This is a genomic window from Deltaproteobacteria bacterium (assembly GCA_016709225.1).
GTDB lineage: Bacteria > Myxococcota_A > Polyangia > Nannocystales > Nannocystaceae > Xiheibacterium > Xiheibacterium phototrophicum.
Window position 1 is genome coordinate 1,906,197 of the sequence record JADJEE010000001.1, and the last position, 26,768, is coordinate 1,932,964.

Here is a 26,768-nt window from a genome sequence, read left to right on the forward strand (position 1 = left end):
CGATGGCCGACGACGACATCCCCTGCCGACGCATCATCCTGGTCCGCCACGGTCACTACGAGCGTACCGGTGGGCTCGGCGACACCGCCTGGGGACTCTCGCCGCTGGGGCGGCGGCAGGCCGTGCGGGCGGGCCGGCGGCTGGCGCAGATCGTCGCGTCCTCGACCGCGCGCTTCGACGGCCTGTTCGCGAGCCCGTGGCCGCGCGCGTCGCAGACCGCCGAGATTGCGGCGCACGAACTCGACCTGCACAGCGTGAAGATCAAGCCGTGGCTGCACGAGGTGGTGCCGGTGGTCGACCCCGCGCGGGTCGACTTCGGACCGCTGCCGCTGGGGCTCGAGACCACGCCGCCGGAGGAGCGCGCGATCGCCCACCAGCAGATCGAGAAGGTCCGCGAGCGCTTCTTCAAGGCCCCGCGTCGCGCCTCGCTGGTGCTGCTCTTCACCCACGGCAATCTCATTCGCTTCCTGGTCGCTCGCACCCTGCGGCTGCCCTACGAGGCGTGGGCAATGATGGACATCGCCCACAGCGGCATCACCGAGCTGCGCGTCTACGGCAGCGGCTTCGAGGCGCTGGTCAGCTTCAACGAGACCGGCCACCTGCCGCCGCCGCTCATCACCACTGCCTAGAACGAACCGAGGCGTCCCATGCCACGCACCCCCCGCGCCGCCCTCACGCTCGCGCTGTCGCTGCTGCTCTCCGCGCACGGCTGCAAGAACGAGCCACCGCCCAAGCCGCCGGTCGAGCAGAGCAAGGCCAAGGCAGGCTTCGCCGAGACCGTCGACACCATCTTTGCGGCGTGGTTCGCAGCGCGCCCCGGCGCCGCCACGGCGCTGGGCGAGCACAGCCACGACGGCGCGTGGCCAGACCTCGGCAGCGACGGCATCGCGGCCGATCTGCGCCGCATCGAAGACGGCCTCGCCGCGCTGGCCGCGATCGACACCGCCAAGCTGACGCTCGACGAGCGCATCGACCATGACATGCTGGTGGCGGAGCTCGAGCTGCAGAAGTTCGGCCACGAGGTCGAGCAGCCGTGGCGCCGCGATCCGTCGTGGTACACCAGCACCATCGGCAGCGGGCTCGAGGACCTGGTGTCGCGGGACTTCGCGCCCATCGAGCAGCGCGCCGCCGCGGTCGCATCGCGACTCGAGGCGCTGCCCAAGCTATGCGAGCAGGCGACGGCGAACCTCGTGGCAGCCGAGGCGTGGGCGCCACAGACCCAGGTCGCGATCGGCCAGGTCGACGGCATCGCGCAGCTCATCGAGGCCGTGATCCCCGAGCGCGTCGGCGAGGCCTCACCCGAGGTGAAGGGGCGCATCGAGGGCGCCAGTGGCCCCGCACTGGCGGCCGTGCGCGCGCTGCAGCAGCACCTGTCGACCGCGATCCTGCCGCAGGCCGGCGGGCAGTGGCGGCTCGGTGCCACCGGCTTCGCGCGCAAGCTCGCGCTCACGCTACAGACCAACATCACCGCCGACGAGCTGCGACGCGTCGCGGTGATCGAGCACGGCCGGGTGCGCAAGCAGATGGCCGCACTCGCCCACGAGCTCGGGGAGGTGTTGTTCAGCCGCAGCAAGGTCGCCAAGCTGCGCGCCCACGCGCCTGGCGATCCCGATGCCGAGGTCATCCGCGCGGTGCTCGAGGAGCTCTCGGTGATCCACGTCGAGCCCGACGAGCTGCGCGACGCCATCGAGGGCAAGCTCGCGCGACTGGGCGCGTTCGTGAAGGAGAAGCAGATCGTCACCACCGACGACGCCGAGCGCCTCGACGTCATCTGGACCCCGCCGCACCAGCGCGGGGTCTTCATCGCGGGCCTGGCCGCGCCCGGGCCGCTCGAGCAGGCCGCCGCGGGGCTACCGAGCTTCTATCTCGTGCAGCCCATCCCCGACAGCTGGCCGGCCGCCTCCCGCGAGTCGTTCCTGCGCGAGTACAACGACTTCATGCTCGAGGTGCTGTCGATCCACGAGGCCATCCCCGGTCACTTCGTGCAGCAGTACTACGCCAAGCGAGAGCCCTCGAAGGTGCGGCGCGTGCTCGCCAACGGCGCCTTCGTCGAGGGCTGGGCGGTCTACGCCGAGAAGCTCATGGTCGATGCCGGGTACGCCGGGGCCGCGGGCGCGCAGAAGCGACCGCGCGGGGTCGGCAAGGCCGCGTGGCGCGTGGCGACCGAGCCCGCGCTGCGGGCCAAGGCGATCGCGCTGCACGGCCTCAAGTTCTACCTGCGCTCGGTGACCAACGCGATCCTCGATCACGGCGTCCACGCCGGCGACATGACCGAGGAGCAGGCCATGGACCTGATGGTCAACCGCTCCTTCCAGCAAGAGGGCGAGGCCCGCGGCAAGTGGGTCCGCGCGCAGGTCACCTCGACACAGCTGTCGACCTACTTCGTGGGCGCGCAGGCGTGGCTGCGGCTGCGCAAGCACGCCGAGGTCATCGCGCGCGACACCGGCACGCCGTTCGACATGGCGAAGTTCCACGACGCCGCGCTGGCCCACGGCGCGCCGCCGCTGCAGCGCATGCCCGAGCTGCTCGGCTGGCCCGCGCCCGGCAGCAAGCCCACGGCTGCGGCGGCACCGGCCGACGGCGCGGCCGCCAGCGACGATGCTTCGAGCGAAGCCGCCGCCGACTGATCGCGACGTGGTCGAGCTTCAGGGCGCGGGGGTCTGCTTCGCGAACGCCTCGTGCAGGGTCCGGCGCAGCTCGCCGACCAGCGTGGCGTCCTTGACGTCGATCACCGGCGTGTTGTCGTACTGCTCCCAGTAGACCGTGGGCGGGTGATCGTCGTGGACCTCGAGCGCGCGCCGCAGCTTGCGGTTGTCGGGCACGAACCCGCGATCGAGCAGGCCGGTGATGGTGTTGGCGATGGTGCCGTTCAGACCGCAGATGAGCACCGCGACCTTGTCGGGGCGCAGCTCGCCGGGCGCCAGCCGCAACGCGGCCTCGGCCTCTGCGCGCCGGGCCGGCTCGCAGATCGACTCGGCGCGCCCACGCCAGCCGCCCCAGTCGCCCTGTGGACGGCTCACACACGGCACGTAGACCAGACCGTTCTCCGCGGCGTAGCGCTCGAGCTCCGCGCGGTAGCCGAGCCCGGTCGCATGGCTCGCGCCGTGGACGATCGCGAGATCGTCGAGTCGCGCCTTGGGGTCGCGACGCACGCGCGCACGCGCGATGCTCACGAATGGCGCCAGCCCGGTGCCGGCCGCGACGCACAGCTTGAGCCGGCGATCCTCGAGCCCGACGGTGCCCTCGAGGGTGAAGTGCCCGGTCGGCACCGTGCGACAGTACATGCGATCGCCGACCGCGATCGGCCACATCACGTGGGTCAGCGGCAGGTCCGACTCGGGCTCACCGACCTTGCGGATGTAGAACTCGAGCTCGGGCATCTCGTCGGGTGACGACGCGATCGACATCGGGCGACGCACCGACAACGGCCGCGGATCCGCGGCGCCCTCGACGACCTCGCGGTTCATGCCGATGGTGACGTACTGACCGGGCACGAACCACGGCCCCTCGCCGTGGTGCTCGACGCTGTCGGGTCGCAAGCGGAAGATCGACAGCGTGGGCTCGAGGTCCTCGCGGGCGACGAGCGTGGCGTTGTACTCGAGCAGCTTGGACATCGCACCACCAGTCTACCCGGCGGCGGTCGCAGCCACCACCAGCTCGACCAGCCGCGAGGACAGCGACAGCGAGGGCAGCACCGCCAGCGTCGCCGCGTGTCCGGCCGGGGACATCTTCGCCCACGTCTTCGCGACGATGGCCGCCACCGCCTCGGGCTCGCGGTCGGCCGCGAACGCGGCCAGCTCGTCCTGCACGAAGCGCAGGCACACCGCGTCCTCGAGTAGCGCGGCCCCGGGGTCGTGGTGCAGCTGCTTCTTGAGCATGACCGCACCCACGCGATCCCCGAGCGCAGGCTCGTAGCCGACCGACGCCAGCGTGGCCTTGGCCAGCTCGACGTGCCGCAGCATCGCCGCCGCGCGCCAGCGCTTGTAGCCGACCACGCCCTCGGGGTAGTCGCGCCGGGGCAGCTCGAAGCGGCGCACGTGCTGCGCGAGTGCGGCCAGCCGCACGGCGATCTCCGCGTCGCCGTCGAGGCGTCGTACCCACGCGGATACCCTCGCGTGGTAGTCGAGCGCGATCGTCATGGCGACGCCGTCGCGCACGAACTCGCGAGGATCATCCAGGTGATGGGTCGCGAAGGCCCGCAGCACCGCCGGCCAGCGGGCGTCGACGGTCTCGGGCCAAGCATCGAGGGTCGCGGCGGCGCGATCGAGATCCACGGTCCATGGAGCCTACGCCGCCCAGCGGCGCGCTGTCGAACCCAAGCACCCCCCAGGAACCAAGCCCTGGCAGCATTGTCCATCGTCGCCCATGGCCTCCGCTTCGACTCCGACTCCCGCCGCCGCCCTGCAACCCCGCATCGCCTCGATCGTCGCCCTACCCCTCGCCGCGCTCGTGCTCGCGTGCGCCCACGGACGTGCCGAGTCGCGCGCGCTGCCGCTGACGAAGCTGCGGCTGTACGAGACCGGCGTCGGCTACTTCGAGCGCGCCGGCACGCTCGGCGGCACCCACGGTGCGGGCGTGCCGGTGCCCTCCGGTCACCTCGACGATGCGCTGGAGAGCCTGGTCGTGCTCGGTGCCGACGGCAGCGTGCAACAGGTCGCGTTCGACAGCCGCCAGAGCCCCGCGGTCGCCCGCGCGCGCGCGGGTCTGCCGGCCGAGCCCGACGCCGAGGTGCGACTGCACGACGTGCTGGTTGGCCTTCGCGGCCACGATGCAATCGTGCGCGGCGCCGGCAAGCGGGTGCGGGGCCGCATCGTCGACATCATCGGTGTGCCCGAGGCCGGCGCCACCAGTCCCGACGCACCGTCGCCGGTGTCGCTGCAGGCCGGCGCCACGCCCAACCACACCTTCGTGCTGATGATGACGCCCCGCGGCGGCTTCCGCCGCATCGATGTCGCGACCATCACCGCGGTGCGGCCGCTGGATCCCGCGTTGCGCCAGCGCTTCGGTGCGGCGCTCGACGCCGCGGTCGCGCTGCGTAGCAACGCCCGCGGCATGCTCGACGTCGCCGGCCGCGGCGAGGTCCGCATCGGCTACCTCGCGGAGGCGCCGGTGTGGCGCGCGAGCTATCGCATGGTCGTCGGCGAGCGCAACCTCGCCGCACTGCAGGGCTGGGCGCTCGTCCACAACGACACCGAGGAGGACTGGCACGACGTCGCGCTCGAGCTCGTCAACGGCCGGCCCGACGCGTTCCTCTTCCCCATGGCCGCGCCGCGCTACGACCGTCGCGAGCTGGTGGTGCCGGAGCGCGAGCTGTCGAGCGTGCCGCAGCTGCTCACGACCACCGCCGACGCGATGTGGGGCGACTTCCTCGACGAGGGCGAGGCCGGCACGATCGGCTATGGCTCTGGATCCGGCACCGGCTCGGGCTACGGCGCCAGCTTCGGTGGCCGCAGCGCCAAGAGCCCGCGCGTGACCATGGGCAGCGGCACCAGCGATCTGGTCGCGGTCGGCAACCTCGCGGCGCTGGCCACGGGCACCGGCCAGGAGGCCCGCACGGTGTTCGCCTACGACGCCGCCAAGCACCTCGAGCTGCAGGCCGGTCGTTCCGCGATGGTGCCGCTGCTGAGCTCGAAGCTCGAGGCCGAGCTGGTCACGTGGGTGGTCGATTTCACCGACGGCACCGCACGCCATGCGGTGCGCGTCGCCAACACCACCGCGCAGACCCTGCCCGAGGGCACGCTGGCGGTCTTCGAGGGTGGCGGCTTCGCCGGTGAGGCGATCCTGCCGCGGCTCAAGCCCAGCGAGCGCCGCTTCCTCGAGATCGGCGACGACCCCGACACCGAGCTGGAGATCGACGATCGCGACGCGCAGGAAGACACCAAGCTGCTGGTCTACGACAACGGCAACCTGACCGAGCACTACCTGCGCACCACCAGCCTGTCGCTGGTGGTGCACAACCGCAGCGGCCGCGCGCGCGCGCTCCACGTCGAGGTGCCGGCGGGCAGCAACACCGAGATCGACGGCGCCGATCGCATCGACTTCGACCTCGATCGCGGCCGCCCGCTGGCGGTGTTCCAGGTGCCTGCGCAGACCCGCACCAAGCCGCGCCGCGTGACGATCCGCGAGGGGCTCACGCGCATCCACGGCTTCGAGGCGGTCACCGTGGCGGTACTCGAGCGCTACGCCGACACCGCCGCGCTGTCGGTCGCGACCCGCAAGTTCGTCGGCGAAGCGCTGACCCGTCGTCGCGCCCAGGCCGAGGCGCAGACCCGGGTCACCAAGCTCGAGGCCGACATCGAGACCGCCAAGGCGGACCTCGAGCGGCTGCGTGGCCACCTGCAGGCGCTCGGCGAGGGCGGTGGCGACAGCGAGCGCAACCCCCTGGTCAAGCGCGTGATCGCGACCGAGGACGAGCTCGCGAAGCTGCGCCGCGAGCTCGAGACCGCCCGCGAAGAGCTCGGCCGCCGCGAGACCGCGACCCGGAGCAGCCTCGAAGCGCTCGCGACCCCGGCCGCGGCCGGCTGAAGGGTTTGCAACGAATCGCAGCGGGCCGACGCGCGCGGGTGTCATCGCGCGGCCGCCCCCTGCACCGGCGGCGCCTGCCCTCGGCACCCGCAAGTGCGCACCACGGCGGCACTTCGGGAGCGCGGGCACGCCGGTTGCTCATGCCCGTCCTCCGTGAACCTCGCCCGCTGCTTCGCCCTCGCGCTCCCCCTCGTGTCCAGCACCTTCGCCACGCTCGCGCCGACCGACGCGAACGCCTGCTGGGACGGCATCGCCGTGAGCAGCGATCGCGTCGCACTCGGCATCGACACCCCCGCGAGCTGGACGCCCGAGGGCGCGCGTCACTGGGCCAAGTGGCTCGGTCGCCTCGACGCGCTGGTGCCGGCCGGCAAGCAGCTGGTCGTAATGCAGGGCGCGATCGAGATCTGCGACGACGGCCACGAGAACTGTCGCGAGGCCGCGATGGGCTGGGACGACGGCTCGGCGTTCACGCTGTTCCAGATCGCCGTGGCGCTGTTCGAGCCCGATCCTCAGCAGGTCGCGCAGGCCCGCCGCGCCGGCCATGTCGCGCTCACGGTGCAGGTCGCCGCCACCTTCGACCTCGCCGCCGCGCAGGCCCTGGCCGTGCGCATCAACGACACCGATCTCGAGCTGGCCGGCTTCTACGACGTCGGCGGATTCCCTTCCACCAACGATGTCGCCCACGTGGTCGAGCGCGTGACCGACGACGGCGTGCGCTACGAGGTCGTGGTCGGGGCCTTCCTCGATCGCGCGCAGGCGCGCGAGGCACTCGCGGTGCTCGACGAAGCGCTCACGCTCGACGGCTTCGTGCGGCCGCTCGATCAGCGCACGAGCGCCGACGAGGGCTGCTGACGGCGAGGCCACGCCCACGGCAGCACGAGTGCGACCACGCTCGCCGCCGCCAGCCCCCACGCGACCGGTAGCAATCCCAGCGGCGTCCCGGCGCGCATCGTCAGCAGCAGCACCGCGTTGCCGGCGACGATCGAGGCCATCGCCGCGGTGGCGGTGAACCGACGCCACACGAGCGCCGCCCACAGCGTCGGCACCAACATCACGTAGCCCGAGAACGAGAACGTCGCGAGCCCGAAGATCGACGCCGGTGACCACACCACCAGCGCCCACGTGATGGCCGCGAGCAGCAGCGAGAACACCTGCCCCGCACGGACCTCGGTGCGCTCGTGGAGGTCACGACGGATCCGGCGCAGCACGTCGCGACCGAACATCGACGACAGCGTCAGGAACTGCGCATCGAGGGTCGACATCACCGCCGCGAGGATCGCCGCCAGCCCGACGCCGTGCATCCAAGGCGGCAGGTGCTGCACGACCATCATCGGCAGCACGCGATCCGACGCGCGCCCCTCGAGCCCCGGCACCGCGACCGCGCCCCACACACCGATCAGCACCACCGGCAGCCACAGCAGCACCAGCGCCGCCGGGTAGAGACGCACGGTGTTGCGCAGGGCAGCGGGGTCACGCGCGGCGAACACCCGCACCAGCATGTGGGGGAAGGCGATCACCGTCAGCGAGATGGCCAGCGCCCACGAACCCCAAGCACCGGCGGCGAAGCGCGGGCGGTCCCCCAGCACCAGCAGCGAGGGCGCGCGCTCGAGCACCGCGGCGGTCGCCGCCGCCGGTCCGCCCAGGCCCGCGGCGATCGCCACGAACGCCGCCAGCACGAAGCCCATGAACACCACGCCCTGCACGACGTTGGTCCACATCGTCGCGCGCATGCCCCCGACCGCGGTGTAGATCGCCGTCACCACCAGCAGGGCGAGCGCGGCCAGGCGACCGTCGATCGCACCACCGCTGAAGACCTCGGTCGCCAGCGCGACGCCGATCACGGACGTGACCATGTACGGCAGCGTGTAGATCGTGAACGCGCCGAACAGCACCACTCCGAGCGCCGGGCTGCCGAGCTTGCGAGCGTACAGCTCCGCCGGCGAGATCGCGCCCTGGCGGCGGGCCTCGTGCCACGCCGGGCGCGCGATCAGCCAGAACGACAGCGGGATGCCGAGCGCCACGATCGCGGCGTTGTAGCCGAACACGCCCACGCCCTCGTGGTACGCGAGGCCGGGGATGCCGAGCAGCACGAACGGCGTCACGTTGGTGCCGAACAGCGCCATGAACAGCACCAGCGTGCGAGCGCTGCGGCTGCCGAGGAAGAAGTCCTCCGCGTTGGCCGAGGTCGCCCGCGCCGCGACTGCCCCGACCACGAGCACGACCCCGAAGTAGAGCAACACCGGCAGCAACAACGCGCTCATGCTCGGGGGCCCCGCTCGCCCCGCTCGCGGTCGGCGTCGTCGCGGTCGTCGTCGTCGCGATCCTCGTCGTCGGGCCAGACCGTCCGCGAGGTCATCGCCCACACCACCACCGCCGCGGCCAGCATCCACGCCAACGACCACGCCAGGGTCCACGGCAGCGTGCCGAACAGCAGCGGGCTCGGGCCCCCGCGGGCGGGCACGAGGTGCAGCACGACCAGCGCCGCCACGGCGGCCACGACCACGTTCCTGCGACCTCGCCCGCGCCCCGTCATCGCAGCTGTGCCTCCGCTACGCCGCCGCCGTCGCGGCCGGTCGTCGACGTCGCCACCACGCCTGCACCGCAGCCAGCTCCGCGGGACTCACGAACGCCAGGTACGAGACGATCATGAGCGGCGAGAACCACACCACGTAGAGCGCCAGCTGGATGCCGACGTGCATCGCGACGCCGAAGCCGAGCATCGGCCAGCGTAGATCGGGGAACCACCAGCGCCGCGGCAGCAGCGAGCGCAGCACGTGCACCGCCACGAACACCGCGAACAGGATCTCCCACCACAGCACCACGTGGGTCATCGGGCGCAGCAACCACGGCTGCAGCGACGCGTAGAAGGGACCGATGTCGAAGTGGCGGTTGTACGGGTTGACCAGCGCGTAGTAGAGCGCGGTGCCGTCGCGGTGCCAGGTGTCGCCCGACTTGAGCAAGCCGGTCGCGGTGTACAGCGTGCCGACCTGCACGATCCACACGCGGCGACACCACACGGGCACCTGACGCCGCCCCATGCGGCGGGCGTCGAGGCTGAACGCGCGACCGCTCGGCATCAGCATCAGGAGCGTGCACAGCACCATCTGCAGCTGGTCGGGCAGCGAGTACAGCAGCGGATTGCGCCCGCTCATGCTCAGCCACAGCGCCCACGACAGCACTGCAGCGATCGGCGTGTACCAACCGACCATCCACGCCACGTGGGCGGCGATGCCCACCGCGAACACCAGCTGTACCGCCCACGGCTGCTCGATCGCGAAGAAGATCGACATCCGCGACGGGAAGGCATCGCGCGCCCAGGTGCCATGCAACGGCGAGCGCGACGAGAAGTACTCCGCGAAGGCGCCGGCGTGGCACAGCAGGCTCGCCAGCAGCACCGCGACCACGCCGATGCGCAGCAGCCCCAGCGTGGTGCCGTCCTCGGGCCCGAGCCACATCCAGTCGAGCCCCCGCCAGAAGCGCCCGCGCGGCTGCGATCGCTCAGCCATGGGCCCCCGGGTTCACCGCGGCGTCGTCGGCGATCATCGAACGCGTCGGCTCGGTACCGCAGTGTGCCACCGTGACGAGGCGTCGATCGGGCTCGCCCAGGGTCGGCGCGCCGCGGGCAACCTTGTGCGGCGGTGTGAAGCGTCGCTTCACCTGGAACATCTTGATCGTCTTGGGCGCCGGACCTCGCCGGGCCTCGCGGACGCAAACCGAGCGCAGGTACCAGGTGCGGTTGTCGTTGCGCTTGTCGGGGTTGAAGTTGGCGTAGAAGCGCCAGATGTCGACCCGCGATTTCTGCCACGCCCAGATCGTGCCCCAGCCGTCGACGAGATCCTCGCTCTCCTCCAGCGCGACCTCGCGACCGTCGTCGTAGACCGCGACCAGATCCATGTACGTGTGCGCGCGCTGGGGATCGGGCGCGTACATGCCCCAGGTCTGCTTGATGCTGACGTGCAGCGCGAGCTTGGCGAGCACGCCCGGCACCTCGCCGAAGCGCTCACGCGGCAGCGCAGGCGCGACGATCAACACGCACAGCGCGGTGGGCACCAAGGCATGCAGGAGCGCCAGCACACGGCCGGCCCCGGGGCTCATCGTCGGCCTCGGCGCGGCCGCAGCGGCGCCGCCAACACGAGGAGCCACGGCAGGCCCGTGGGCGCGGCACCGCGACTGCGGCACGCGCACGAGGCCGTGCCCGCGTCGGCGTGCACGACCTCGAGGCCGCCCTCGCCATCGCCATCGCCGTCGCCGTCGCCCTCGCCCTCGCCCGTGGTGCCGTCGTCGCCGTCGGGCGCCCCGACCGCGCCGGCGACGACCGCGAGATCGATCGCAACCACGTCGACCGCCTCGGTGGCGACGAACGCCAGGTGCAGCACCTCACCGGGCCGCACCCCCTCGATCACGACGCGATGTCGATCGTCGGCGAGCGCCTCGATCGGCAGCTGCCGATCCCAGTCGCCGCCGACCAGCGTGACCTCGCGGGTCTTGCTCGAGCCGCTGGTGGGGGTGCCGGGGTCGTCGCGGGCAACCAGGTCGTAGGTGAACGCGATCGGCGTGGCACCGCGCTTGACCAGCAGCGCCGCCGTAGGGGGCGCGTCGCTGTTGCGCGTGCGCAGGTTCATCGAGAGCTCGACCTCGGTGGCCTCCGCGACCACGCGCAGCTGCACCGGGCCGGGCCAGAACGGCTCGACCGCGGCGCTGCGCTTGCGCAGGTACATGACGCGCCCCTGCGCCAGCGCGACCGGGTCCGATACCACCCGCACGCAGTCCAACAGGTTGCGCACCTCGAGCTCGCGGCGCAGCAACGCGACGTCGTCGTCGTCGACGCGGCCGTCCTCGCGCGCGGCAGCGGCGGCGTCGAGCAGCGCGGCCGCGAACAGCTCCAGCGTGGCGTCGCTGGCAACCCGCGAGAGTGCATCGAAGACGATCGCATCGAGCGGCTCACCCACCCGCACCCGCGTGCTCCACAGCGCCGCGGTGAGCGGCTCACCGTCGGCGTGCGACTCGCCGATGGTGTCGTCCGGGCAGCGCTTGTCGTTCTCGGCGGTGCGGATGTATGGGGTCGTCTGCGCGGCCCAGAAGCGCCCGACGTACTCGGCGAGGTCGGGGTTGGGCCGCAGCATGATCGCGAAATAGTCGGCGATCGATTCGTTGATCGCCGCGGCGTCGTTGTTGACGCCGTCGCTGCGGGTCGCCGGCTGCGTCAACCCGTCGGGGGTCAGCATCGCGACCACGCCGTGGCCGAGCTCGTGGTGGATGACGTCCGCGTCGAACGCGAAGTCGACCTCGGTGCCCTGCCCGAAGATCATCGTCGCACCCTTGGCGGGATCGCACTGATCGGTGAAGTACGCGTTGTCGAGCGGCACCCAGGGCACATCGGCGCTGGTGGGCAGGCCGCGGAAGTTGGCCAGCATCGTCGCGCGCTCACAGCGGAACTGGGTCAGGCCGCGCTCGTGCAGCACATCGAGGAAGTGTTCGGCATGCACGTACATGGACAGCTCGGCGTAGAGATCGTCGCCGTCGATGCCCGATGCTGGATCGACAGGGTCCGGTAGCGGCGCGAAGAAATCGCCGTGGCCGTCCGAGAACATGCGCGGCACCGCCCAGCAGTCGCCCTCGGCGTGCCAGGGCTCGACCTGGGCCGGCGCAACCGTCACGCAGTTCAGCGAGCGCACGTGCGGGCCCCACAGCGGCTCGCCCGGCACGTCGGTGTCGATGCCGGTGAGCGTGACCTCGACGGGATCGGGCGTCACCGACGGGTTCTCGAGGAACACGCGGGCGCGCGAGGCGAACGCGTTCTCGCGTTCGTCGACCAGCTCGCCGTCGGCGGCCGACAGCCACAGCGTGCGACGCGAGCCCTCCGGCCACGCACGAAACGGCAGCTGGACCTCCCACGCCAAGACCGGCTCCCCCCGCACCATGCGGTAGACCAGCTCGGGCTCGCGCTCGGGCGCGTCGCCGGCGTCCGCGAGCTGCGATCGCACGGCCGCGCGATCGAACGTCGGCACCGCTGGGCGCGGCGCCCGAAGCGGCGCAGGGCGGGACAGCAGCACGCGTCGCCGACCGTCCGCCGACCACCGTACGACCTCGAAGGCACCGCGGATCGGCAGCCCCTGATGGGCCCACGTCGTGACCTCGGTGCGTCCCTGCACGACGTCGTCGCGCAGCGGCACGGCGCGCGTGCCCGACACCTGCAATGCGACCGCGTCGGCGCGCTCGCTCGCACCGCCGGCGGCGGGGATCACCGCGAGGGCGAGGCCCACGACGACGCCGGGCACCCCCGTGGGTGGCCGGCGCCGCAGCCCACGGCGGAGCCCCCGCGCCTGCGAATCGGTCCCACGGCCCCCGCGACCAGCCACGCTTCCATGATAGCGTTCGATCGTCGCATGGTGGGCTCGGACGATCGATCGAAACGGACGCGGGGGCCCTTGGTCGCGGGCGTGGCACTCACGCTGGCGGGTTGCATGGAGGACCCGTTCGACTATGGCGCGCCGCGCAGCTGCGAGAGCGCCGATCAGGTCGCGTGGGTGCACGCGATCATGCAGGACGCCTATCTGTTCGCCGCCGATGTGCCCGCGGTCGAGCCCGCCGACTACGAGACCCCGGCGGACCTGGTGGCCGCGATGCGGGTGCCGCCGGATCGGTGGAGCCGGGTCTCCGACAAGGCCCGCACCAACGCACTCTTCAAGGACGGCATGATCATCGGCCTGGGCTTCCACACCCGCCGCGACGCCGCGGGGCGCCTGGTGGTCTCGTGGGTCACGCCCGACTCGAACGCCGATCGCGCCGGCATGCGCCGCGGCGACGTCATGGACGAGATCGGCGGCCTCACCATCGCGCAGATCGACGGTGACGATCGGTGGGGTGAGATCTACGGTGCCAACGAGCCCGGCGTCGAGGTGCCGGTCCGCTACGTCCGCGAGTCCGACGGCAGCGTGCAGGACGCGGTGATCGTGAAGGACTGGCTCGAGATCGAGACCGTGCCGGTCGACGACGTCTTCGAGCAGGACGGCCACACCGTCGGCTACCTGCTGTTCGCCACCTTCGTCGACACCGCCGCGGCGCGCCTCGACGACACCTTCGAGGCCTTCCGCGACGCGGGCGTGCACGACGTGATCGTCGACCTGCGCTACAACGGCGGCGGCCGCGTGAAGATCGCGCGACAGCTCGTCGACCTGCTGGTGGGCAACGTCGCCGACGGCGAGATCAGCTACAGCGTCGAGTATGGCCCCGGCTTGGCCGATCAGGACGAGCGCCACCCGGTGTCGCGCCGGCGTGGCTCGGTGGTCGACCCGGGACGCATCGTGTTCATCACCTCGGGCAGCACGCTGTCGGCGAGCGAGCTGGTGATCAATGCCGTGCGGCCCCATGTCGACGTGCGCGTGGTCGGGGGCTCCACCGGCGGCAAGCCGGTGGGCTCGCACCAGTGGGAGTTCTGCGACAAGATCCTGCAGCCCATCACGTTCAAGCTGTCCAACGCCGATGGCTACGGCGACTACTTCGATGGCCTGGCGGCCGACTGCATCGCCGGCGACGACCTGATGATGCAGCTCGGTGATCCGCGCGAGGCCGGACTCGCGGCCGCGCTGCACGTCGCGACCACCGGCGCATGTCTGCCACCCCCGCCCGAGCGCGCGCTGATGCCCGACGACGACGGCGTGCACGCCGAGCCGCCGCCGGTGCACGCCGAGATCGAGGGCCTGCGCGGGTTCTTCTAGCGGAGCACGCCCCCCGCGCTAGTTCGGGACCTTCTCGTCCCACGACCAGAAGCAGGCCGGCCCGGCATCGCAGAGGTTGCCGGCGTCGGGCACCGTCACGCAGTAGGACGAGCGGCAGGCATCGGAGCCGCTGCAGCTCTCGTACTCGACCTTCTTGGGCTTGCAGGTGGTCTCGCAGTAACCGCCCGGCTCGCAGATGGCCTCGTCGGTGCCGCAGAAATCGTACAGCAGCGCGCGCTCGCGACACACGTGGGCTTCGAGCGGGTTGTCCTCGTTCACGCGGGTGCAGTTGAGGGTGCTGCACTCTTGGGGCGCGTCGCACTCGTCGCCCAGCGGTCGCACCGGCACGCAGGTGGCCGGGTCGCTGTCGAGGTTGCAGAAGCCGACCTCGGGCTGGCAGCCGTCGCCGCAGTCGGGGCCGCCGATCGGCGCCCAGTCGGTGCAGGCGCCCAGCGGGCCGCACACCTGATCGGTCGCGGCGCAGAGGTCGTCTTGGCCGAAGCACGGCGAACCGACCAGCGGCGAGAGGCAGACCCCGTCGACGCAACACTGGTCGTCGGCGCACGCGCCACAGGCCGTGAGCCCGCTGCAGTCGGCTGCGCTGCACTCGGTCGCGAACAGCAGCGCGTCGCAAACCATCGCCGCGTCGGTGCCGAAGCGATCCGCGTCGAACTTGCAGACCGCGCTCTGGCGGGTGTGGATGCCCGGGCCGACCGCCTCGACCTCGACCTCGGGGTCGCCCTCGGTCGCCGACGAACAGTACGCCAGCAGGTACGAGCGGCTCGGGTAGGCCGCCACGCGCTCGGCGATCTCGGCGAACGCGGCCGGCCACTCGGCGGCGGTCGGGGCCAGGAACGATCCGTCACGACCGATGCGCTGCAGGTCCGCGTCGTCGATGGCGTTGCTGATGCCGATCGAGATGACGTTGTTGGTGGTCTTCTCGACCAGGTTGGTATCGAGCATGCCGTTGGAGGTGTCCTTGCCGTCGGTCACCACCACCACGGTGCCAGTGCTCAGAACGCCGCCATCGGTGGCGATCTCCCGCAGATCGCGGATCCGCTGGGTGCGCTTGATGCCGGTCTCGACCGCATCGAAGAGGTCGGTGCCGTTGCCGTTGCCGGCCAGCATCACGACGGGCGTGGGGTCGACCGCGGCGGCATCGAGCGCGCTGTCGACCGTGCCGAAGTCCCGCGTGAACGGCACGTACTCGGCGACGTCGCGGCCGAACACGTAGACCGAGACGTACACCTCGGGTCCGCCGTCCTCGGGGGTCAGCTGCGTCAGCAGCAGTCGCAGCTGATCGACGAGGGCCGGGAAGTCCTGGCTGCCGGTGATCGAGTCCGAGACGTCGATCACGAGCGTCACGTAGGACTCGACCGGCTTGGGGATGACGGTCGCGTAGCTCTCGACGTTCTCGCCGATGTCGGCGCCGTTCTCGAGCACCTTGAACGACAGCCCCAGCTCGTTGCGCTTCTGCGGCGAGATGGCGGTGCCGGAGCAGAAGTCGAGCGCGAAGAACAGCGACACCGCGGGGGCCTTGTTCACCAGCTGGCGACAGTGGTCCTCGAGGAACCGCACCTGCACGCAGCTCTCGTCGACGACGCAGCCGCCGTCCTCGGGCTTGTAGCCGAAGTCGCACACGCAAGCCGACCCGCCGGTCTGCTCGTCGATCACGCAGGCGCCGTGACCGACGCAGGTCACCTCGTTGCAGTTCATCGCGCCGTCGGTGGTCGAGCTGTCGGCCGTGCCGCTGCTGGTGCCGGTGCCGGTGCCGGTCCCGGTCCCGGTCGACGTCGCGCTGTCCGTGAGCCCGCCGCTCAGCGGGTTGGTGGTCTGCCCGATGGGCGGCGGCGAGCCATCGCCGCCACCGCAGGCCGTGGAACAGATGAACAGCGCAGCGGCCAGGCCGCCCCGCGCGACGGTACGCGCAACTTCGGTGCAATCCAGGCGCATGGTCCCTCCCACGGGCATCTTGGCCCCACGCCGCGGCATCCCCCGCCGTCGCGCGTTGCTCAGCGGCTCCATCATACCGAAGCCCGGTGCATCCACGAAGCTTCCGCCGCGACCAAGGGCGCCGCATCGCTCGCGTGGCGGTCGCTCGGCGCCGCGGCGTGGGCCGGGTGGGCGACGCGCGGGCCCCTGGCGCGCGTCGCTTCGCGGGAAAGCTGGCGAATGCTCGCGCATTGGGTACGTTAGGCGAGTTGAGATCGATGGCGACTCGAGCACGAGGCGGGGCGGGTTCGCGCGTCCGCACCGATCCCCGGATGCGCATGGGCTGGTGGCTGGGCACGCTCGCGGCCGCGTCGCTGCTGACGGGGGCCGCGCCGAGCCACGCGGGCATCGACGCCGACGGCCAGGCGGCCGCCGTGGTGGACACCGCCGCGCCGGCGGTGCCGGTGGAGTTCCCGGCCACGCTCGCCGGCCAGATCGACGCCGCGCTCGCGCAGCCGTTCCTCGCCACGGCGCAGCTCGGTGTGGTGGCGTTCGATCTGGAGTCGGGCCACGTGCTCTACCAGCGCGGTGCCGAGCTCGCGCTCAATCCCGCCAGCAACATGAAGCTGGTCACGACCGCCACGGCGCTCGGCGTGCTGGGGCCAGCCCATCGCTTCTCGACGCGGCTCTACCACGACAAGGACGCGCTGCAGGGCAGCACCATCGAGGGCGACGTCTACCTGCGCGGCAGCGGCGATCCGGCGCTGGTCACCGAGGACCTGCTGCGGATGGCGGCCGATCTGCGCGCGCGTGGGATCCGACGCATCACCGGCGGCATCGTGATCGATGCGACCCGCTTCGACCGCGACGAGCTGCCGCCCGGCTTCGATCAGAAGGAGGAGCTCGCGGCCTACCGCGCGCCCAGCGGTGCGGCATCGGTGAACTTCAACACCTTCGAGCTGCGCGTGCGCCCGGGCCAGTCCGCCGATGCCTCACCGTTTGCGGCCCTCGATCCGCCGGTACCCCACCTCGAGCTCGTCAACGACGCCAAGACTGGGCCGGGCCACCTCGATCGTCTGAGCGTGGCGCTGGAGGTCGAGAAGAAGAAGACCCGCATCACCCTGCGCGGCACCATCGGCGTCGACGCGGGCTCGAAGTCGTACCGCTACCCGGTCGACGCACCCTCGATCTACGCCGGCGAGGTGCTGGCCTACGCCCTGCGAAACAACGGCGTGAAGCTGGGCCAGGGCCGCATCCGTCGCGCGGCGGTACCCGGTGACGCCGCGCTGCTCGCGGTCCACCACAGCGAGCCGCTGTCGGTGCTCATCCGCGCGGTGAACAAGCACTCCAACAACTTCATGGCCGAGCAGATCCTGAAGGGCCTGGCGTCCGCGGGGGCCCCGGCCACCTTCGCCGACGCGCTGACCCGCGTACGCGAGCACCTCGGCGAGCTCGGCATCGACACCAAGGGTCTGCACCTGGGCAACGGCTCGGGCCTGTACGACACCAACCGCATCAGCGCGGGCCAGCTGGTCGCGCTGCTGTCGGCGGTCTACCGCGACTTCCGCGTCTCGAGCGACTACCTCGCCTCGCTCGCGATCATGGGCGTCGACGGCACCACGCGCTCGCGCCTGGAGACCAGCGATCGCCGCGGCTTCGTGCGGGCCAAGACCGGCACGCTCGACGGCGTGTACTGCCTTTCGGGCTACGCGGGTGCGCCGGGCCGCGCACCGATCGCGTTCTCCATCCTGTTCAACGGGCTGCGCAAGGCCGACGCCGGCAACGCCCGCGCGACGCACAACCGCATCGCCGAGTTGCTGGCCCGCCACGCCGCTGGGGTGCCCCTGGTCGTCGAGGCCCCGAGCGTGCCGACGACCCCGCCCGCGGTCGACACCGCCGGCGAGCCGACGACCGAAGGCCCCTAGGACGGCCATGGTGACGCGCCATCGCGCGGGCACGCCGTGCTCGCAGCGGTGGGCAAGCGGTGGGGACGACGGATGACCGTCGCGGGAATTTGCTAGGATGGCAGGGCGATGAGCCCACGCCGCCCCGACGACGACGACGACGCGCCCGCAGTCGACCCCGATCGCGCCGCGATCCTGGCCCGCCGTCAGCGCTTCGTCGCGATCGCGCTGTCGGGCCTCGCGAGTCAGGCGGCGTGCAAGCGCAACGCGGACCCGCAGGTGTGCCTGAGCATGCCGGTGCCGCAGGACACCAACGCCAACGGCGAGGGCACACCGCCACCCGAGGTGCCGCCGCAGCCGTGCCTCGACATCGCGCCGAACGAGCCCTCCGATGCGCCGCCGCAGGCGTGCCTCAAGATCGCCCAGCCGCCGGCGGACGATCCCGCGAGCCCGCAGCCGTGCCTCGAGGTGGCCGTGCCACCCGATCCGACGCCCCCGCGGCCGTGCCTCAAGGTCGCGCCGCCCGACGATCCCGCGCCGCGGCCGTGTCTGAGCGTGAGGCCGAAGCCGCCCGAGCCCGAGCCGGCGCCGCCGCAGCCGTGCCTCAAGATCGCCAAGCCGAAGTGACGAGCGCGCGTGGACGACCCCGCGGTCTCGGTGACGCCGTGCGACCCGTGGCGTGAGCTCGCCTTCCACGTACTCGCGCACGTTCCGCTGCGCGGCGCGGGTTGTCTGTTCGATCCGGCCTACCACCGCTGGCTGACGACGATCGGGCTCGACGACGCAGCGCTCGTCGACGACGGCGAGCTCGTCGCCCGCACGCTCGCCCCCGCCGCATCGTCGTCGCTGCACGCCTGGCCGTTGGCGTTCGCCGACCTCGATCGGTTCCGCCGCACCACCACGCGGGCGCTCGCCGAGCTCGCCCCGCACGAGCTCGACGCGCCGGTGCTGGCGGCCGCCGGCACGCCGCCCGAGCGCACCGCCCTCGAGCTGCTGCATGCCGCCGCGGCGCTCGCCCTGCCCGCCTTCGAGGCCGCGTGGCGGCGGCACATGGCGCCGTCGCTCACACGAGGCTGCACCGCGCTCGCGCGCTGGTTGACGCTGCCGCCGCTGCGCATGCACGCCCCCGCGCGGGTGCAGCTGTCGTCGGTGCTGGGACCGCGCGGCCGCGGCTTCGACGATGCGGTCGTGGTCGGTGCCCCGGCGCCGTGGCACGACCACGACCTCACCCACACCGCGATCATGGCGCTGCACGAAGCCGCGGTGATGCGCACCGCCGGTGACCACGCCGCGCGTGAGCTCGCCGCGCTCGCGACCGTGCACGCGACGCTGCAGTCGCTCGCCGCCCACGACGACCTCGCGCCCTTGGCCACAGCCCACGATCGATGGCTCGCGACGCTCGACCTGCGCGCCATCGTCGCGGCCCACGCCGATGCGCTCACGCCCGCACAGCGGACGGCGCTGCGCAGCGGCGGCGAGCCCCGTCGCGCCGCGCTCGCGCAGCTGGCTGCGCGCATGCGATCGGCCTCAGTCCACGACGGGTAGATGGGCCGTGCGCTCGCGCGGTGCTGGCGTCTTCGAAGCCGGCGCCGCCGTCGGCCGCGTGCGCGCCGGCACGAAGCGCACCGCGTCGAACGCCTCGATCTCGAAGTCATCGCGCCCTCGTCGCGCTCGGCACAGCCGCTGCTGGCCGTCGATGACCAGCGGGGCGACCACCACCGTGCCCGGCGCGAACGCCTCCCACCACGCACGCGGCAGCGCCTCGAGATGGAAACCCACCGTCACCTTGGTGCACGCGCGTGCGGTCTCCGGCCACTCCTGCGCGGCCAAGGCATCGCCGGCGTGGAGGCTGACCTGCGGCTGGTCGGCCAGCGCGACCGCGGCGTCGGCCACCAACGCGTCGTCGATCTCGATCGCGACCACGCGCCCGTCGGTCCCGACCAGCCGCGCCAGGATGGCTGCGCCGTAGCCAGATCCGGCCCCGAGGTCGAGCACCGCGTCCCCCGGCCCGACCGCCAGCAGCGTGAACGCGCGGGCGTAGGCGTGCATCGCCGAGATGGTCGCGGCGCCGGTGGGCTCGAGCGCGAGCGCAACGTCCTGCGTGCTCTCGCAGACCTGATCGATCGCCACGAACTGCTCCCGCGGCACCTCGCGGCAGGCCTGCACCACCGGCGCGTCGCCGTGCAGCTCGAGCTGCGCGGCCATCCGTGCCACCGCCTCGCCACGCACCTGCGCCGCGCAGGCGGCCAGCGCCGGGTGCGAGCGACGCTGCGCCAGCGCCTGCGCACCGCGACCGCTGTAGCGCAGCCACGCGTAGTAGCGTCCGAAGTCGTGCATGCGCCGGCGTGCGGCGCCGAACTCGACCTGCTCGCGAACCGCCCGCAGGAAGTAGTTGCGCGCGCCGCCGCGGTACACGAAGTGCTGCTCGATCTGCGTCAGCACCGGCATCAGCAGCTCGTGCTGCAGATGCTCGCGCGTGCGCCAGTCGAGCTCGGCCGAGGGGTCGACCCACTCCGAGAGGAACTCGGGGTCGCCCGAGTGCCACCAGTCGGGCGCGTGGAAGCGCGTGCCATAGCGGCGCTCGTACTCGTGGCGCTCGGCATCGATCGGCGAGCCGGGGTAGAGCCGGAACGGGTCGACCGAGAGGAACCCGGTGGTGCCACGGGGCTGCAAGAAGAGCTTCGACAACCATGCCGCGCTGCGGTGCATGCTCGCGGGGGTCTCGCCGGGGTGGCCGCAGATGACGTTGGCGCCCCACGGCACGTCGTGCTCGCGGGCACGGGCGGCGATGTGTTCCATGCGCTCGAGGTAGTCGTCGAGCCGACCGCTCTTGCGGATGATCGCCAGCTGCCCCGGGTCGCCCGACTCGAGCCCGAAGCCGAGCCCACAGTTGGCGGCGCCGAACAGCCGCAGGTCCTCGTCGTCGACGAGGTCCACGCGGATGAGCAGCCAGAACTTCTCCACCGGCACGCCCCGTCGCGCCAGCGCCTCGAGGAACTCGCGCCGCCACGCGCGGCGCATGCCGAACAGCGCGTCGCCGAAGTACACCGTCCATGTGCGCAGATCGAGGAAACGGTGCAACGACTCGATCTCTTCGATCGCGCGCTCGACCGACAGCGGACGCCACGAGGTCTCCCGCTTCGCCCGCTCCATGCAGAAGGCGCAGTCGAACGGACAGCCGCGCGAGAGGTAGACCTGCGCCTGCGAGGCCACGCGCCGTGCGACGCCGCGGTAGCGCGACAGCAGCGACCAGTCCGATGGCGGCAGCTCGTCGATGTGGTCGATGGGCTCGGGCCCCAGCACCACCTTGCGCAGCGGCTCGCCGCCGCGGACCGACTCGACCACCGTGACCAACGGGCGCTCACCCTCGCCGACCACGACCACGTCGAAGGGCGCGTCCTCGGCCACGACCTCGAGCGGCCGCGCGCTGGCGTGGTAGCCCCCGGCGACGAGCACCGCATCGGGCCACTGCGCGCGGGCCAGCTCGGCCAGCGCGACGCACTTGAGCCAGTCGAACGACGAGTAGATCGAGAACGCGATGATGTCGTAGCCGGCGCCGTCGCCCCGCAACATCGCCTCGAAGTCGATGGGTCCGAACGCGCGCTCGACCGCGAGATCGCGGATCTCGACGTGGGCGCCGGTCTGCGCGCGCAGCCAGGTGCCGAGCAGCACCAGCTGAGGGACCCCGAAGTTGCCCGCGGCCGCGCCCTCGCTGCCGGGCCACAGCAGCAGCACGCGCACGGCCTTCGTCATGGCGCCACCGGCAGCCGTACACGGGCGCCGTCGCGACGGGCGGTCCGCAGCTGCGCGGCGAAGCCGTCGTCGACGTGCTGGGCCACGAACGGATCGAGCCCGCGCGCGTCGCCCAGCATCGTCGCGGCCGCGGCCCCACAGCCACCCAGGCATGAACGCCGGTGCGGACACGGCTCGCAGAACGCCGGCGTCACGTCGCGGTAGGCGGTCAGCTTGGGCGACTGCACCAGTGCCGCCATCGACTCGCTGCGCGCATCGCCGATGACCTCGGTGTGCAGCGTGCACGAGCGCAGCTCCCCGCGGGGGCCGAGCGCGAACTCCTGCATGCTGGTGCCGATCGGGCAGCCGCCGAAGCGGATGTGCGGGTAGTCGGCGTGCTCGACGACGCACGGCGGCACCGGCATCGTCACCTGCAGGTCCATGCCGTGATCGCGACCGCGGGCCTCGGCCTGCGCCAGCGCCTCGACGAGATCGCTGCGCGACGGCAGCAGCGTGGCCGCGAACTGCCCGGCATAGCCGGCCGGCGAGAACCGCGACAGCGCGACGATGCGGACCCCGAGCTCGCGGAAGAGATCGAGGATCTCTCCAACCTTGTCGGCGTTGCGACGCGTGACGACGATGCAGCCGACCACGCACACGCCGTGGGCCACCATCGCGCGGATGCCCGCGAGCGTGGCCTCGAAGTGGCCGTCGCCGCCGACGTGCTCGTGGTGCAGCGCAGCGTCGGGGCCGTCGAGCGTCACTTGGACGCAGCGGATGCGGTAGCTCGCGAGGCGCTCGGCGATGGCCTCGGTCACGAGCCCGCCGTTGCTGATCATCTGGATGCCGACGCCCTTGTCGTTGCACAGCTCGAGCACGCGCCAGATGTCGGGCCGCACGAACGGCTCGCCGCCCGTGAGCGTCACATGATCGAACTCGACCTCGTCGAGCGCCCGCGAAAGCAGCGCGTGCAGGTCGTCACTGCCGAGCGCGCCGACCTCGCGACCGTTGTCCTCGCGCCACGCGTTGTAGCAGTAGCTGCAGCGCTGGTTGCAGTGGCTGGTGAGCTCCACCGCCAACGAGTAGCGACGCGGTCGTTCCACGGGGCCAGTATCACCCACCGGACACAGCGCCCACAACGGCCCGCGCGCGCGCCGACGCCCGCGCCGCACCCCGGGCGGCCCCTGATCTACACTGGCGCCCGCGATGGCGAGCGGCGGGCCGATGCGCTGGAGCTACTGCGGCCACGCGATGTGGCTGGTCGAGGCCGATGGCCTGCGGTTCGTGTGCGACCCGCTGCTGGGCGCGACCCACCACGCGGGCGTGTTCGAGGTGGTGCCGCGGCGGACGATCGACGCCGGCGCGCTGCGCCCCGACGTGCTGCTGGTGTCGCACCGACACGGCGACCACTTCGACGTGCCGAGCCTGCACCGGCTCGCCCAGCTCGATCCCGACACCGTGGTGCTGACGCCCGACGCGCTGGTGGCCTGGGCCGCGCGCGCGCTCGGCTTCCACGACGTGCGCGAGACCCCGGCCGGCACCCTGCTCGCCTTCGAGGGCGTGTCGCTGGTGACCACGCCCTCGCGTGCGCCCGACGAGTGGGGCGTGATGTTCGGCGTGGGCGGCGTGGCGGCGTGGAACCAAGTCGACAGCGTGTTCACGGGGCCCGACGACATCCGCGAGGTCACCCAGATCGCGACCCGGGCGCTCGGGGCCCGGCGCCTGACGATGGCGGCCGTGCGCTGGCAACCCATGCTCGAGATCGCCGCGCAGCTCGGCGAGTCGTTGGCGTTCCCCTACGCCGCCTACGATCGACTGCTGCACGAAATCGCGGCGATCGACGCCGCATGGGTGGTGCCGGCCGCGGCCGGTGGCTCCCACGTCGGCGCGTGGGCGTGGCTCGATCGCGTGGTGTTCCCGCTGGGAGAGGCGCGCTTTCTCGCCGACCTCGCGCGGCGCGTGCCGAGCTCCCACGGGCTGCATGTGCGCGCCGGTGATCGCCTGCGCGTCGACGGCGAGGGCGTCACGCTCACGCCCGACGCCGCAGCGGAGGTGCAGCAGCGCGAGAGCGACGACCCCCGCGGCTTCGCACCGCTGTCGATCCCTGCGCTGGTCGACGCGAACCCCGGGGGCCACGATGTCGCCGCGATGCAGCCGCGGGTCGAGCAGTGGTTGCACACCGAGCTGGCACCCGCGTTGGCGGCTGCATGGCCGCGCCTGCACGCCGGCGCACCGCTGCGCCTGGCGGTCGAGGTCGTGTGGCCGCACGGCCGCACCGAGCGAACCATCGTGGTCGCCGATCACGGCGCTCGCGTGCAGCCCGGCCTCGACCCCGACTGGGACGCGCTCGATCAGGTCGCGGGCTCGCTGCTGTGGGAAGTGATCGAAGGCCGCCGCGGCTGGGGCGACGTGCTGTTGGCCGGCGCGCTGCGGGCCCGCAGCCGCGCCTATCGCATCGAGACCGCGGGCCTGCGTCGGCTGCCGCTGGGCGAGACGTTCCTCTACTACGCCCTGCCCTACGATCGCTCGCACGAGCGGGCGACCCGCCACGAGGTCGAGCAGGTGCTCGCCGCCGCCGCGAATCGCCCGTGACCGCGCGACCGCCTCAGTAGCGGGCCTTGATCAGGTGCACGAGGGTCTCGCGCAGCGTCTCCCGCGTGTGCCGCTCGCGACGCGCACCCTGATCGTGGGCGCCGAGCAGCACCTCGAGGGCGTGGCGGGCGTTCTGCTCCTCGCCGGGCGACAGCGGTACGCGTTCGTTCTCCGGCACCAGCTGCTCGCCCTTGTCGGCGAGCAGCTCGAGGATCCGCTGCACGCTCTTGCGCACGGTGTCCTTCTGCTTCTTGTAGTAGTCCTCGCGCAGCAACGAGAAGTAGTCGGGAAAGATCTCGTGGTACGCGGGGTCTTCGTTGGGGTGGCTGAGCGCCCACGCGCCGATGCGCGACAGCACGTCGGCGCGGAAGTTGGCGCCGGCGTCGGGGGCCATGGTCTTCTCGAGCTGACGCATGAATTTTTCGTCGGGCTCGGTGAGCTCGCCGGTGACGGGATCGAACAGCCGCTCCTTCTTGAGCGCGTGCGAGACGTGCACCACGTACTTGCGGAACAGCTCGAGGTAGCGAGCCTCGTCGACCAGACCGAGCGCCTCTCGCATCTCGCGGTCGGACAGGTCGAGCCAGCGCTCCCAGCAGGCACCGGTGATGCTGTGCTCGTCGCCGTCGAGCAGATGGAAGCCGGCGCCGTCGGGGTTGAGCGACATCCAGCGATGGTTGTTCGAGTCCTTGAGGAACGCGCGCAGCTCCTGGACCACCCGCGGCAACGTCACGCAGGTGCTGCCCGGATCGCTGGCCGCCGCCAGCAGCACGGCCTTGAGGTCGCGGACGCTGGCGCCGAAGCTGCCCTCGTAGTCGCCCAAGTAGTGGTCGCTGCCCTCCGCGCGCACCACCGCCGGCGGGAAGCGCTCTTGGTGCATGGGTGGCACCGCGGCCAGCAGCTCGCGCGCCTCCTCGGAGCTGAGGCCCCGCGGTACGCGGCCGTAGGCGTAGAGGTCGGCCTTCTCGATCGGCGTGAGCCGCTCGAGCACGCGCCGGATCTTGGGCGAGTAGTTGTCGGGCTTGGGCCGCCGCAGGCGCGTCATCACGCCCCACAGCGCGAGGATCTTGGTGACGTGGGGCGCGACGTGGACGCCGCGCAGGATGTCGCCGACCTGCTCCTGATAGATCTTTCGCTCGACCCGGAAGTCGAGCAGGAAGGGCACGCGGATCTGCTCGAGCCGCGCGCGAAAGCTCTGGTACTCCCCCGAGCGCAGCGCCCGGAACTCGAGCAGGTCGAGGTCGTTGGCGCTGCCGCACAGCACCATGTCGAGCGCGAGCACGACGTGGTCGAGCGCGACGCGGCCGGTCTCGGTCGCGGTCAGCAGATACTTGTAGTGCTCGTACGGGCGCTTGAGCAGGTCGCTGAAATTGATCACGCCGCGGTTGGCGTCGACCAGGTCACCCTGCACGGCGTACAGCGCCTGTCCGGCCACCGTCGGCGGCAGATGGGCGAATGCGGCGTCGCCCGTGACGGGATAGCTGCGTGCGTCGACGGTCTGCTTGGGCTCGACCGTCACCAACCCGAGCCGATACTGCCGGCTGACGAAGAAGCGCTCGATCTGGACGTGCTGCAGGACCTTGCGCAGGTCACCCTGGTGGGCGGTGAGCAGCGCGTCGTAGATCTTGCGATTTCGGTGCGACAGCTCGCCGTACAGAATCGCGTCGCTGATCACGAAGTCGGGGTGCGCGGCGCAGATGTCCTCGAGCAGGCGACGACGCGCAGCCAGCGGTATCAAATAGATCGGGTGGTCCTTGGTCTCGTCGACCAGTCGCGCCTCGAGCTCGTCGCCCGACAGCCGCGCGAAGGTCTCCTCGCCCAGCGCGTCGCGCAGGCCCGGCAGCTGGCCGAAGCCGATGCCGCCGCTCTGCTGGCGACGGTTGGGGAACACCCACGCGAAGCGGTACAACGCGCCGCGCTCGGTGCGACAGAAGACCTCGAGCGCGCGCTGCAGCGACTCGAGCATGGTGCTCTTGGCGCTGCCGTTGGGGCCGTGGAGGATGACCGTCTTGTTGACGCGACCCACTCGCACGAAGCCGGAGATGACGTCGTAGAGCTCGTTCTGCGCCTCCTCCTGGCCGACCAGACGGTGCCAGCCATCGAACTCGCAGTCGAACAGACGATGCCGCGAGATCTGCCCCGAGGGCGTCCGCACGTCGCGTCGACCGAAGTGCGCGAACGCGTCGAGCACGAACTGCGCGGCCGAGCGCGCATGGACCGTGGGGTCCTTGCAGAGCAGCTCGAACCACTCGTCGAAGCTCAGGATGCGGCGCGTGGCCGCGAACTCCTGGGCGACCGCGTCGGCCATGCTGCCGATGCGCGCCCGCGCCTCGCCGTCCATGTCGGGGACCGCCTCGGTGTTCGCCAC

Annotated in this window: 20 protein-coding genes; 9 read left to right on the plus strand and 11 right to left on the minus strand. The window is 71.9% G+C overall.

The genetic code is table 11. The features are described 5' to 3' along the window. Window positions 1-2 precede the first annotated feature (2 nt). Window positions 3-629: a histidine phosphatase family protein gene (locus tag IPH07_07835; protein ID MBK6917294.1), complete on the plus strand. Its 627-nt coding sequence runs from the start codon at window positions 3-5 to the stop codon at window positions 627-629. Between the two features lie 18 nt (window positions 630-647). Then, window positions 648-2,627 carry a DUF885 domain-containing protein gene (locus IPH07_07840; protein ID MBK6917295.1) on the plus strand — a complete coding sequence of 660 codons (1,980 nt, stop codon included), beginning with the start codon at window positions 648-650 and terminating at the stop codon, window positions 2,625-2,627. Between the two features lie 18 nt (window positions 2,628-2,645). On the opposite strand, the gene IPH07_07845 is transcribed toward IPH07_07840, so the two are convergent. Continuing rightward, a complete protein-coding gene (locus IPH07_07845; protein MBK6917296.1) occupies window positions 2,646-3,614 on the minus strand; it encodes a hypothetical protein in 969 nt (322 codons plus the stop codon). 12 nt (window positions 3,615-3,626) lie between these two features. Beyond that, window positions 3,627-4,274, minus strand: coding sequence for a DUF4202 domain-containing protein (locus IPH07_07850; protein ID MBK6917297.1), 648 nt, complete (start codon window positions 4,272-4,274; stop codon window positions 3,627-3,629). Window positions 4,275-4,365: 91 nt separating this feature from the next. Here IPH07_07850 and IPH07_07855 point away from each other — a divergent pair, with 91 nt between their 5' ends. Together IPH07_07855 and IPH07_07860 are read left to right on the plus strand one after the other, a co-directional pair. Then, on the plus strand, window positions 4,366-6,525 hold the full coding sequence (locus tag IPH07_07855) for a DUF4139 domain-containing protein (protein MBK6917298.1): 2,160 nt from the start codon (window positions 4,366-4,368) through the stop codon (window positions 6,523-6,525). Window positions 6,526-6,717: 192 nt separating this feature from the next. Continuing rightward, window positions 6,718-7,377 (plus strand): SPOR domain-containing protein, encoded by a 660-nt coding sequence (locus IPH07_07860; GenBank protein MBK6917299.1) that lies wholly within the window; start codon window positions 6,718-6,720, stop codon window positions 7,375-7,377. Here the strand turns inward: IPH07_07860 and IPH07_07865 are convergent. From IPH07_07865 to IPH07_07885, 5 genes are read right to left on the minus strand one after another with little or no spacing between them, the layout of a single operon-like run. Continuing rightward, complete coding sequence (locus IPH07_07865; GenBank protein ID MBK6917300.1) at window positions 7,347-8,786, minus strand: sodium:solute symporter family protein; 1,440 nt, start codon at window positions 8,784-8,786, stop codon at window positions 7,347-7,349. The genes IPH07_07860 and IPH07_07865 overlap by 31 nt on opposite strands. Further along, entirely contained in the window at window positions 8,783-9,022 is a 240-nt protein-coding gene (locus IPH07_07870; GenBank protein MBK6917301.1) for a DUF3311 domain-containing protein, read from the minus strand. The genes IPH07_07865 and IPH07_07870 overlap by 4 nt, the downstream gene beginning before the upstream one ends. Window positions 9,023-9,074: 52 nt before the next feature. Continuing rightward, complete coding sequence (locus tag IPH07_07875) at window positions 9,075-10,031, minus strand: HTTM domain-containing protein (protein MBK6917302.1); 957 nt, start codon at window positions 10,029-10,031, stop codon at window positions 9,075-9,077. Continuing rightward, complete coding sequence (locus IPH07_07880; protein ID MBK6917303.1) at window positions 10,024-10,620, minus strand: hypothetical protein; 597 nt, start codon at window positions 10,618-10,620, stop codon at window positions 10,024-10,026. Before IPH07_07880 ends, IPH07_07875 begins: the two co-directional genes overlap by 8 nt. Then, the gene (locus IPH07_07885) at window positions 10,617-12,803 is read right to left on the minus strand and encodes a M36 family metallopeptidase (GenBank protein ID MBK6917304.1); all 2,187 of its coding nucleotides are present in this window, start codon (window positions 12,801-12,803) and stop codon (window positions 10,617-10,619) included. Before IPH07_07885 ends, IPH07_07880 begins: the two co-directional genes overlap by 4 nt. A gap of 162 nt (window positions 12,804-12,965) precedes the next feature. On the opposite strand from IPH07_07885, the gene IPH07_07890 reads away from it, so the two are divergent. Next, window positions 12,966-14,243 carry a PDZ domain-containing protein gene (locus IPH07_07890; GenBank protein ID MBK6917305.1) on the plus strand — a complete coding sequence of 426 codons (1,278 nt, stop codon included), beginning with the start codon at window positions 12,966-12,968 and terminating at the stop codon, window positions 14,241-14,243. Window positions 14,244-14,261: 18 nt separating this feature from the next. Here IPH07_07890 and IPH07_07895 read toward each other — a convergent pair whose 3' ends face one another. Continuing rightward, window positions 14,262-16,196, minus strand: coding sequence for a VWA domain-containing protein (locus IPH07_07895; protein ID MBK6917306.1), 1,935 nt, complete (start codon window positions 16,194-16,196; stop codon window positions 14,262-14,264). A 317-nt stretch (window positions 16,197-16,513) separates the two neighbouring features. Between IPH07_07895 and dacB the strand changes: the two genes are divergently transcribed. The 3 genes from dacB to IPH07_07910 all read left to right on the plus strand — a co-directional run bounded on the left by dacB (window position 16,514) and on the right by IPH07_07910 (window position 19,624). Beyond that, on the plus strand, window positions 16,514-18,100 hold the full coding sequence (dacB, locus tag IPH07_07900) for a D-alanyl-D-alanine carboxypeptidase/D-alanyl-D-alanine-endopeptidase (protein ID MBK6917307.1): 1,587 nt from the start codon (window positions 16,514-16,516) through the stop codon (window positions 18,098-18,100). A gap of 108 nt (window positions 18,101-18,208) precedes the next feature. After that, entirely contained in the window at window positions 18,209-18,706 is a 498-nt protein-coding gene (locus IPH07_07905) for a hypothetical protein (GenBank protein ID MBK6917308.1), read from the plus strand. A 9-nt stretch (window positions 18,707-18,715) separates the two neighbouring features. Beyond that, the gene (locus tag IPH07_07910; protein MBK6917309.1) at window positions 18,716-19,624 is read left to right on the plus strand and encodes a hypothetical protein; all 909 of its coding nucleotides are present in this window, start codon (window positions 18,716-18,718) and stop codon (window positions 19,622-19,624) included. Here IPH07_07910 and IPH07_07915 read toward each other — a convergent pair. Together IPH07_07915 and IPH07_07920 are read right to left on the minus strand one after the other, a co-directional pair. Beyond that, window positions 19,607-21,832, minus strand: a complete 2,226-nt coding sequence (locus IPH07_07915; protein MBK6917310.1) for a radical SAM protein — start codon at window positions 21,830-21,832, stop codon at window positions 19,607-19,609. The genes IPH07_07910 and IPH07_07915 overlap by 18 nt on opposite strands. After that, window positions 21,829-22,914 (minus strand): radical SAM protein, encoded by a 1,086-nt coding sequence (locus tag IPH07_07920; GenBank protein ID MBK6917311.1) that lies wholly within the window; start codon window positions 22,912-22,914, stop codon window positions 21,829-21,831. Before IPH07_07920 ends, IPH07_07915 begins: the two co-directional genes overlap by 4 nt. 103 nt (window positions 22,915-23,017) lie before the next feature. Between IPH07_07920 and IPH07_07925 the strand changes: the two genes are divergently transcribed. Further along, the gene (locus tag IPH07_07925) at window positions 23,018-24,403 is read left to right on the plus strand and encodes an MBL fold metallo-hydrolase (protein MBK6917312.1); all 1,386 of its coding nucleotides are present in this window, start codon (window positions 23,018-23,020) and stop codon (window positions 24,401-24,403) included. A gap of 13 nt (window positions 24,404-24,416) precedes the next feature. Here IPH07_07925 and IPH07_07930 read toward each other — a convergent pair whose 3' ends face one another. After that, window positions 24,417-26,768 (minus strand): serine protein kinase PrkA, encoded by a 2,352-nt coding sequence (locus tag IPH07_07930; GenBank protein MBK6917313.1) that lies wholly within the window; start codon window positions 26,766-26,768, stop codon window positions 24,417-24,419.

Excerpts from the sequence above, each read along its gene's own strand:
- IPH07_07835 (MBK6917294.1), top strand. The coding sequence starts at position 3 with ATGGCCGACGACGACATCCCCTGCCGACGCATCATCCTGGTCCGCCAC.
- IPH07_07840 (MBK6917295.1), top strand. The coding sequence starts at position 648 with ATGCCACGCACCCCCCGCGCCGCCCTCACGCTCGCGCTGTCGCTGCTG.
- IPH07_07845 (MBK6917296.1), bottom strand. The coding sequence starts at position 3,614 with ATGTCCAAGCTGCTCGAGTACAACGCCACGCTCGTCGCCCGCGAGGAC.
- IPH07_07855 (MBK6917298.1), top strand. The coding sequence starts at position 4,366 with ATGGCCTCCGCTTCGACTCCGACTCCCGCCGCCGCCCTGCAACCCCGC.
- IPH07_07865 (MBK6917300.1), bottom strand. The coding sequence starts at position 8,786 with ATGAGCGCGTTGTTGCTGCCGGTGTTGCTCTACTTCGGGGTCGTGCTC.
- IPH07_07875 (MBK6917302.1), bottom strand. The coding sequence starts at position 10,031 with ATGGCTGAGCGATCGCAGCCGCGCGGGCGCTTCTGGCGGGGGCTCGAC.
- IPH07_07880 (MBK6917303.1), bottom strand. The coding sequence starts at position 10,620 with ATGAGCCCCGGGGCCGGCCGTGTGCTGGCGCTCCTGCATGCCTTGGTG.
- IPH07_07895 (MBK6917306.1), bottom strand. The coding sequence starts at position 16,196 with ATGCGCCTGGATTGCACCGAAGTTGCGCGTACCGTCGCGCGGGGCGGC.
- dacB (MBK6917307.1), top strand. The coding sequence starts at position 16,514 with ATGGGCTGGTGGCTGGGCACGCTCGCGGCCGCGTCGCTGCTGACGGGG.
- IPH07_07905 (MBK6917308.1), top strand. The coding sequence starts at position 18,209 with ATGAGCCCACGCCGCCCCGACGACGACGACGACGCGCCCGCAGTCGAC.
- IPH07_07915 (MBK6917310.1), bottom strand. The coding sequence starts at position 21,832 with ATGACGAAGGCCGTGCGCGTGCTGCTGCTGTGGCCCGGCAGCGAGGGC.
- IPH07_07925 (MBK6917312.1), top strand. The coding sequence starts at position 23,018 with ATGGCGAGCGGCGGGCCGATGCGCTGGAGCTACTGCGGCCACGCGATG.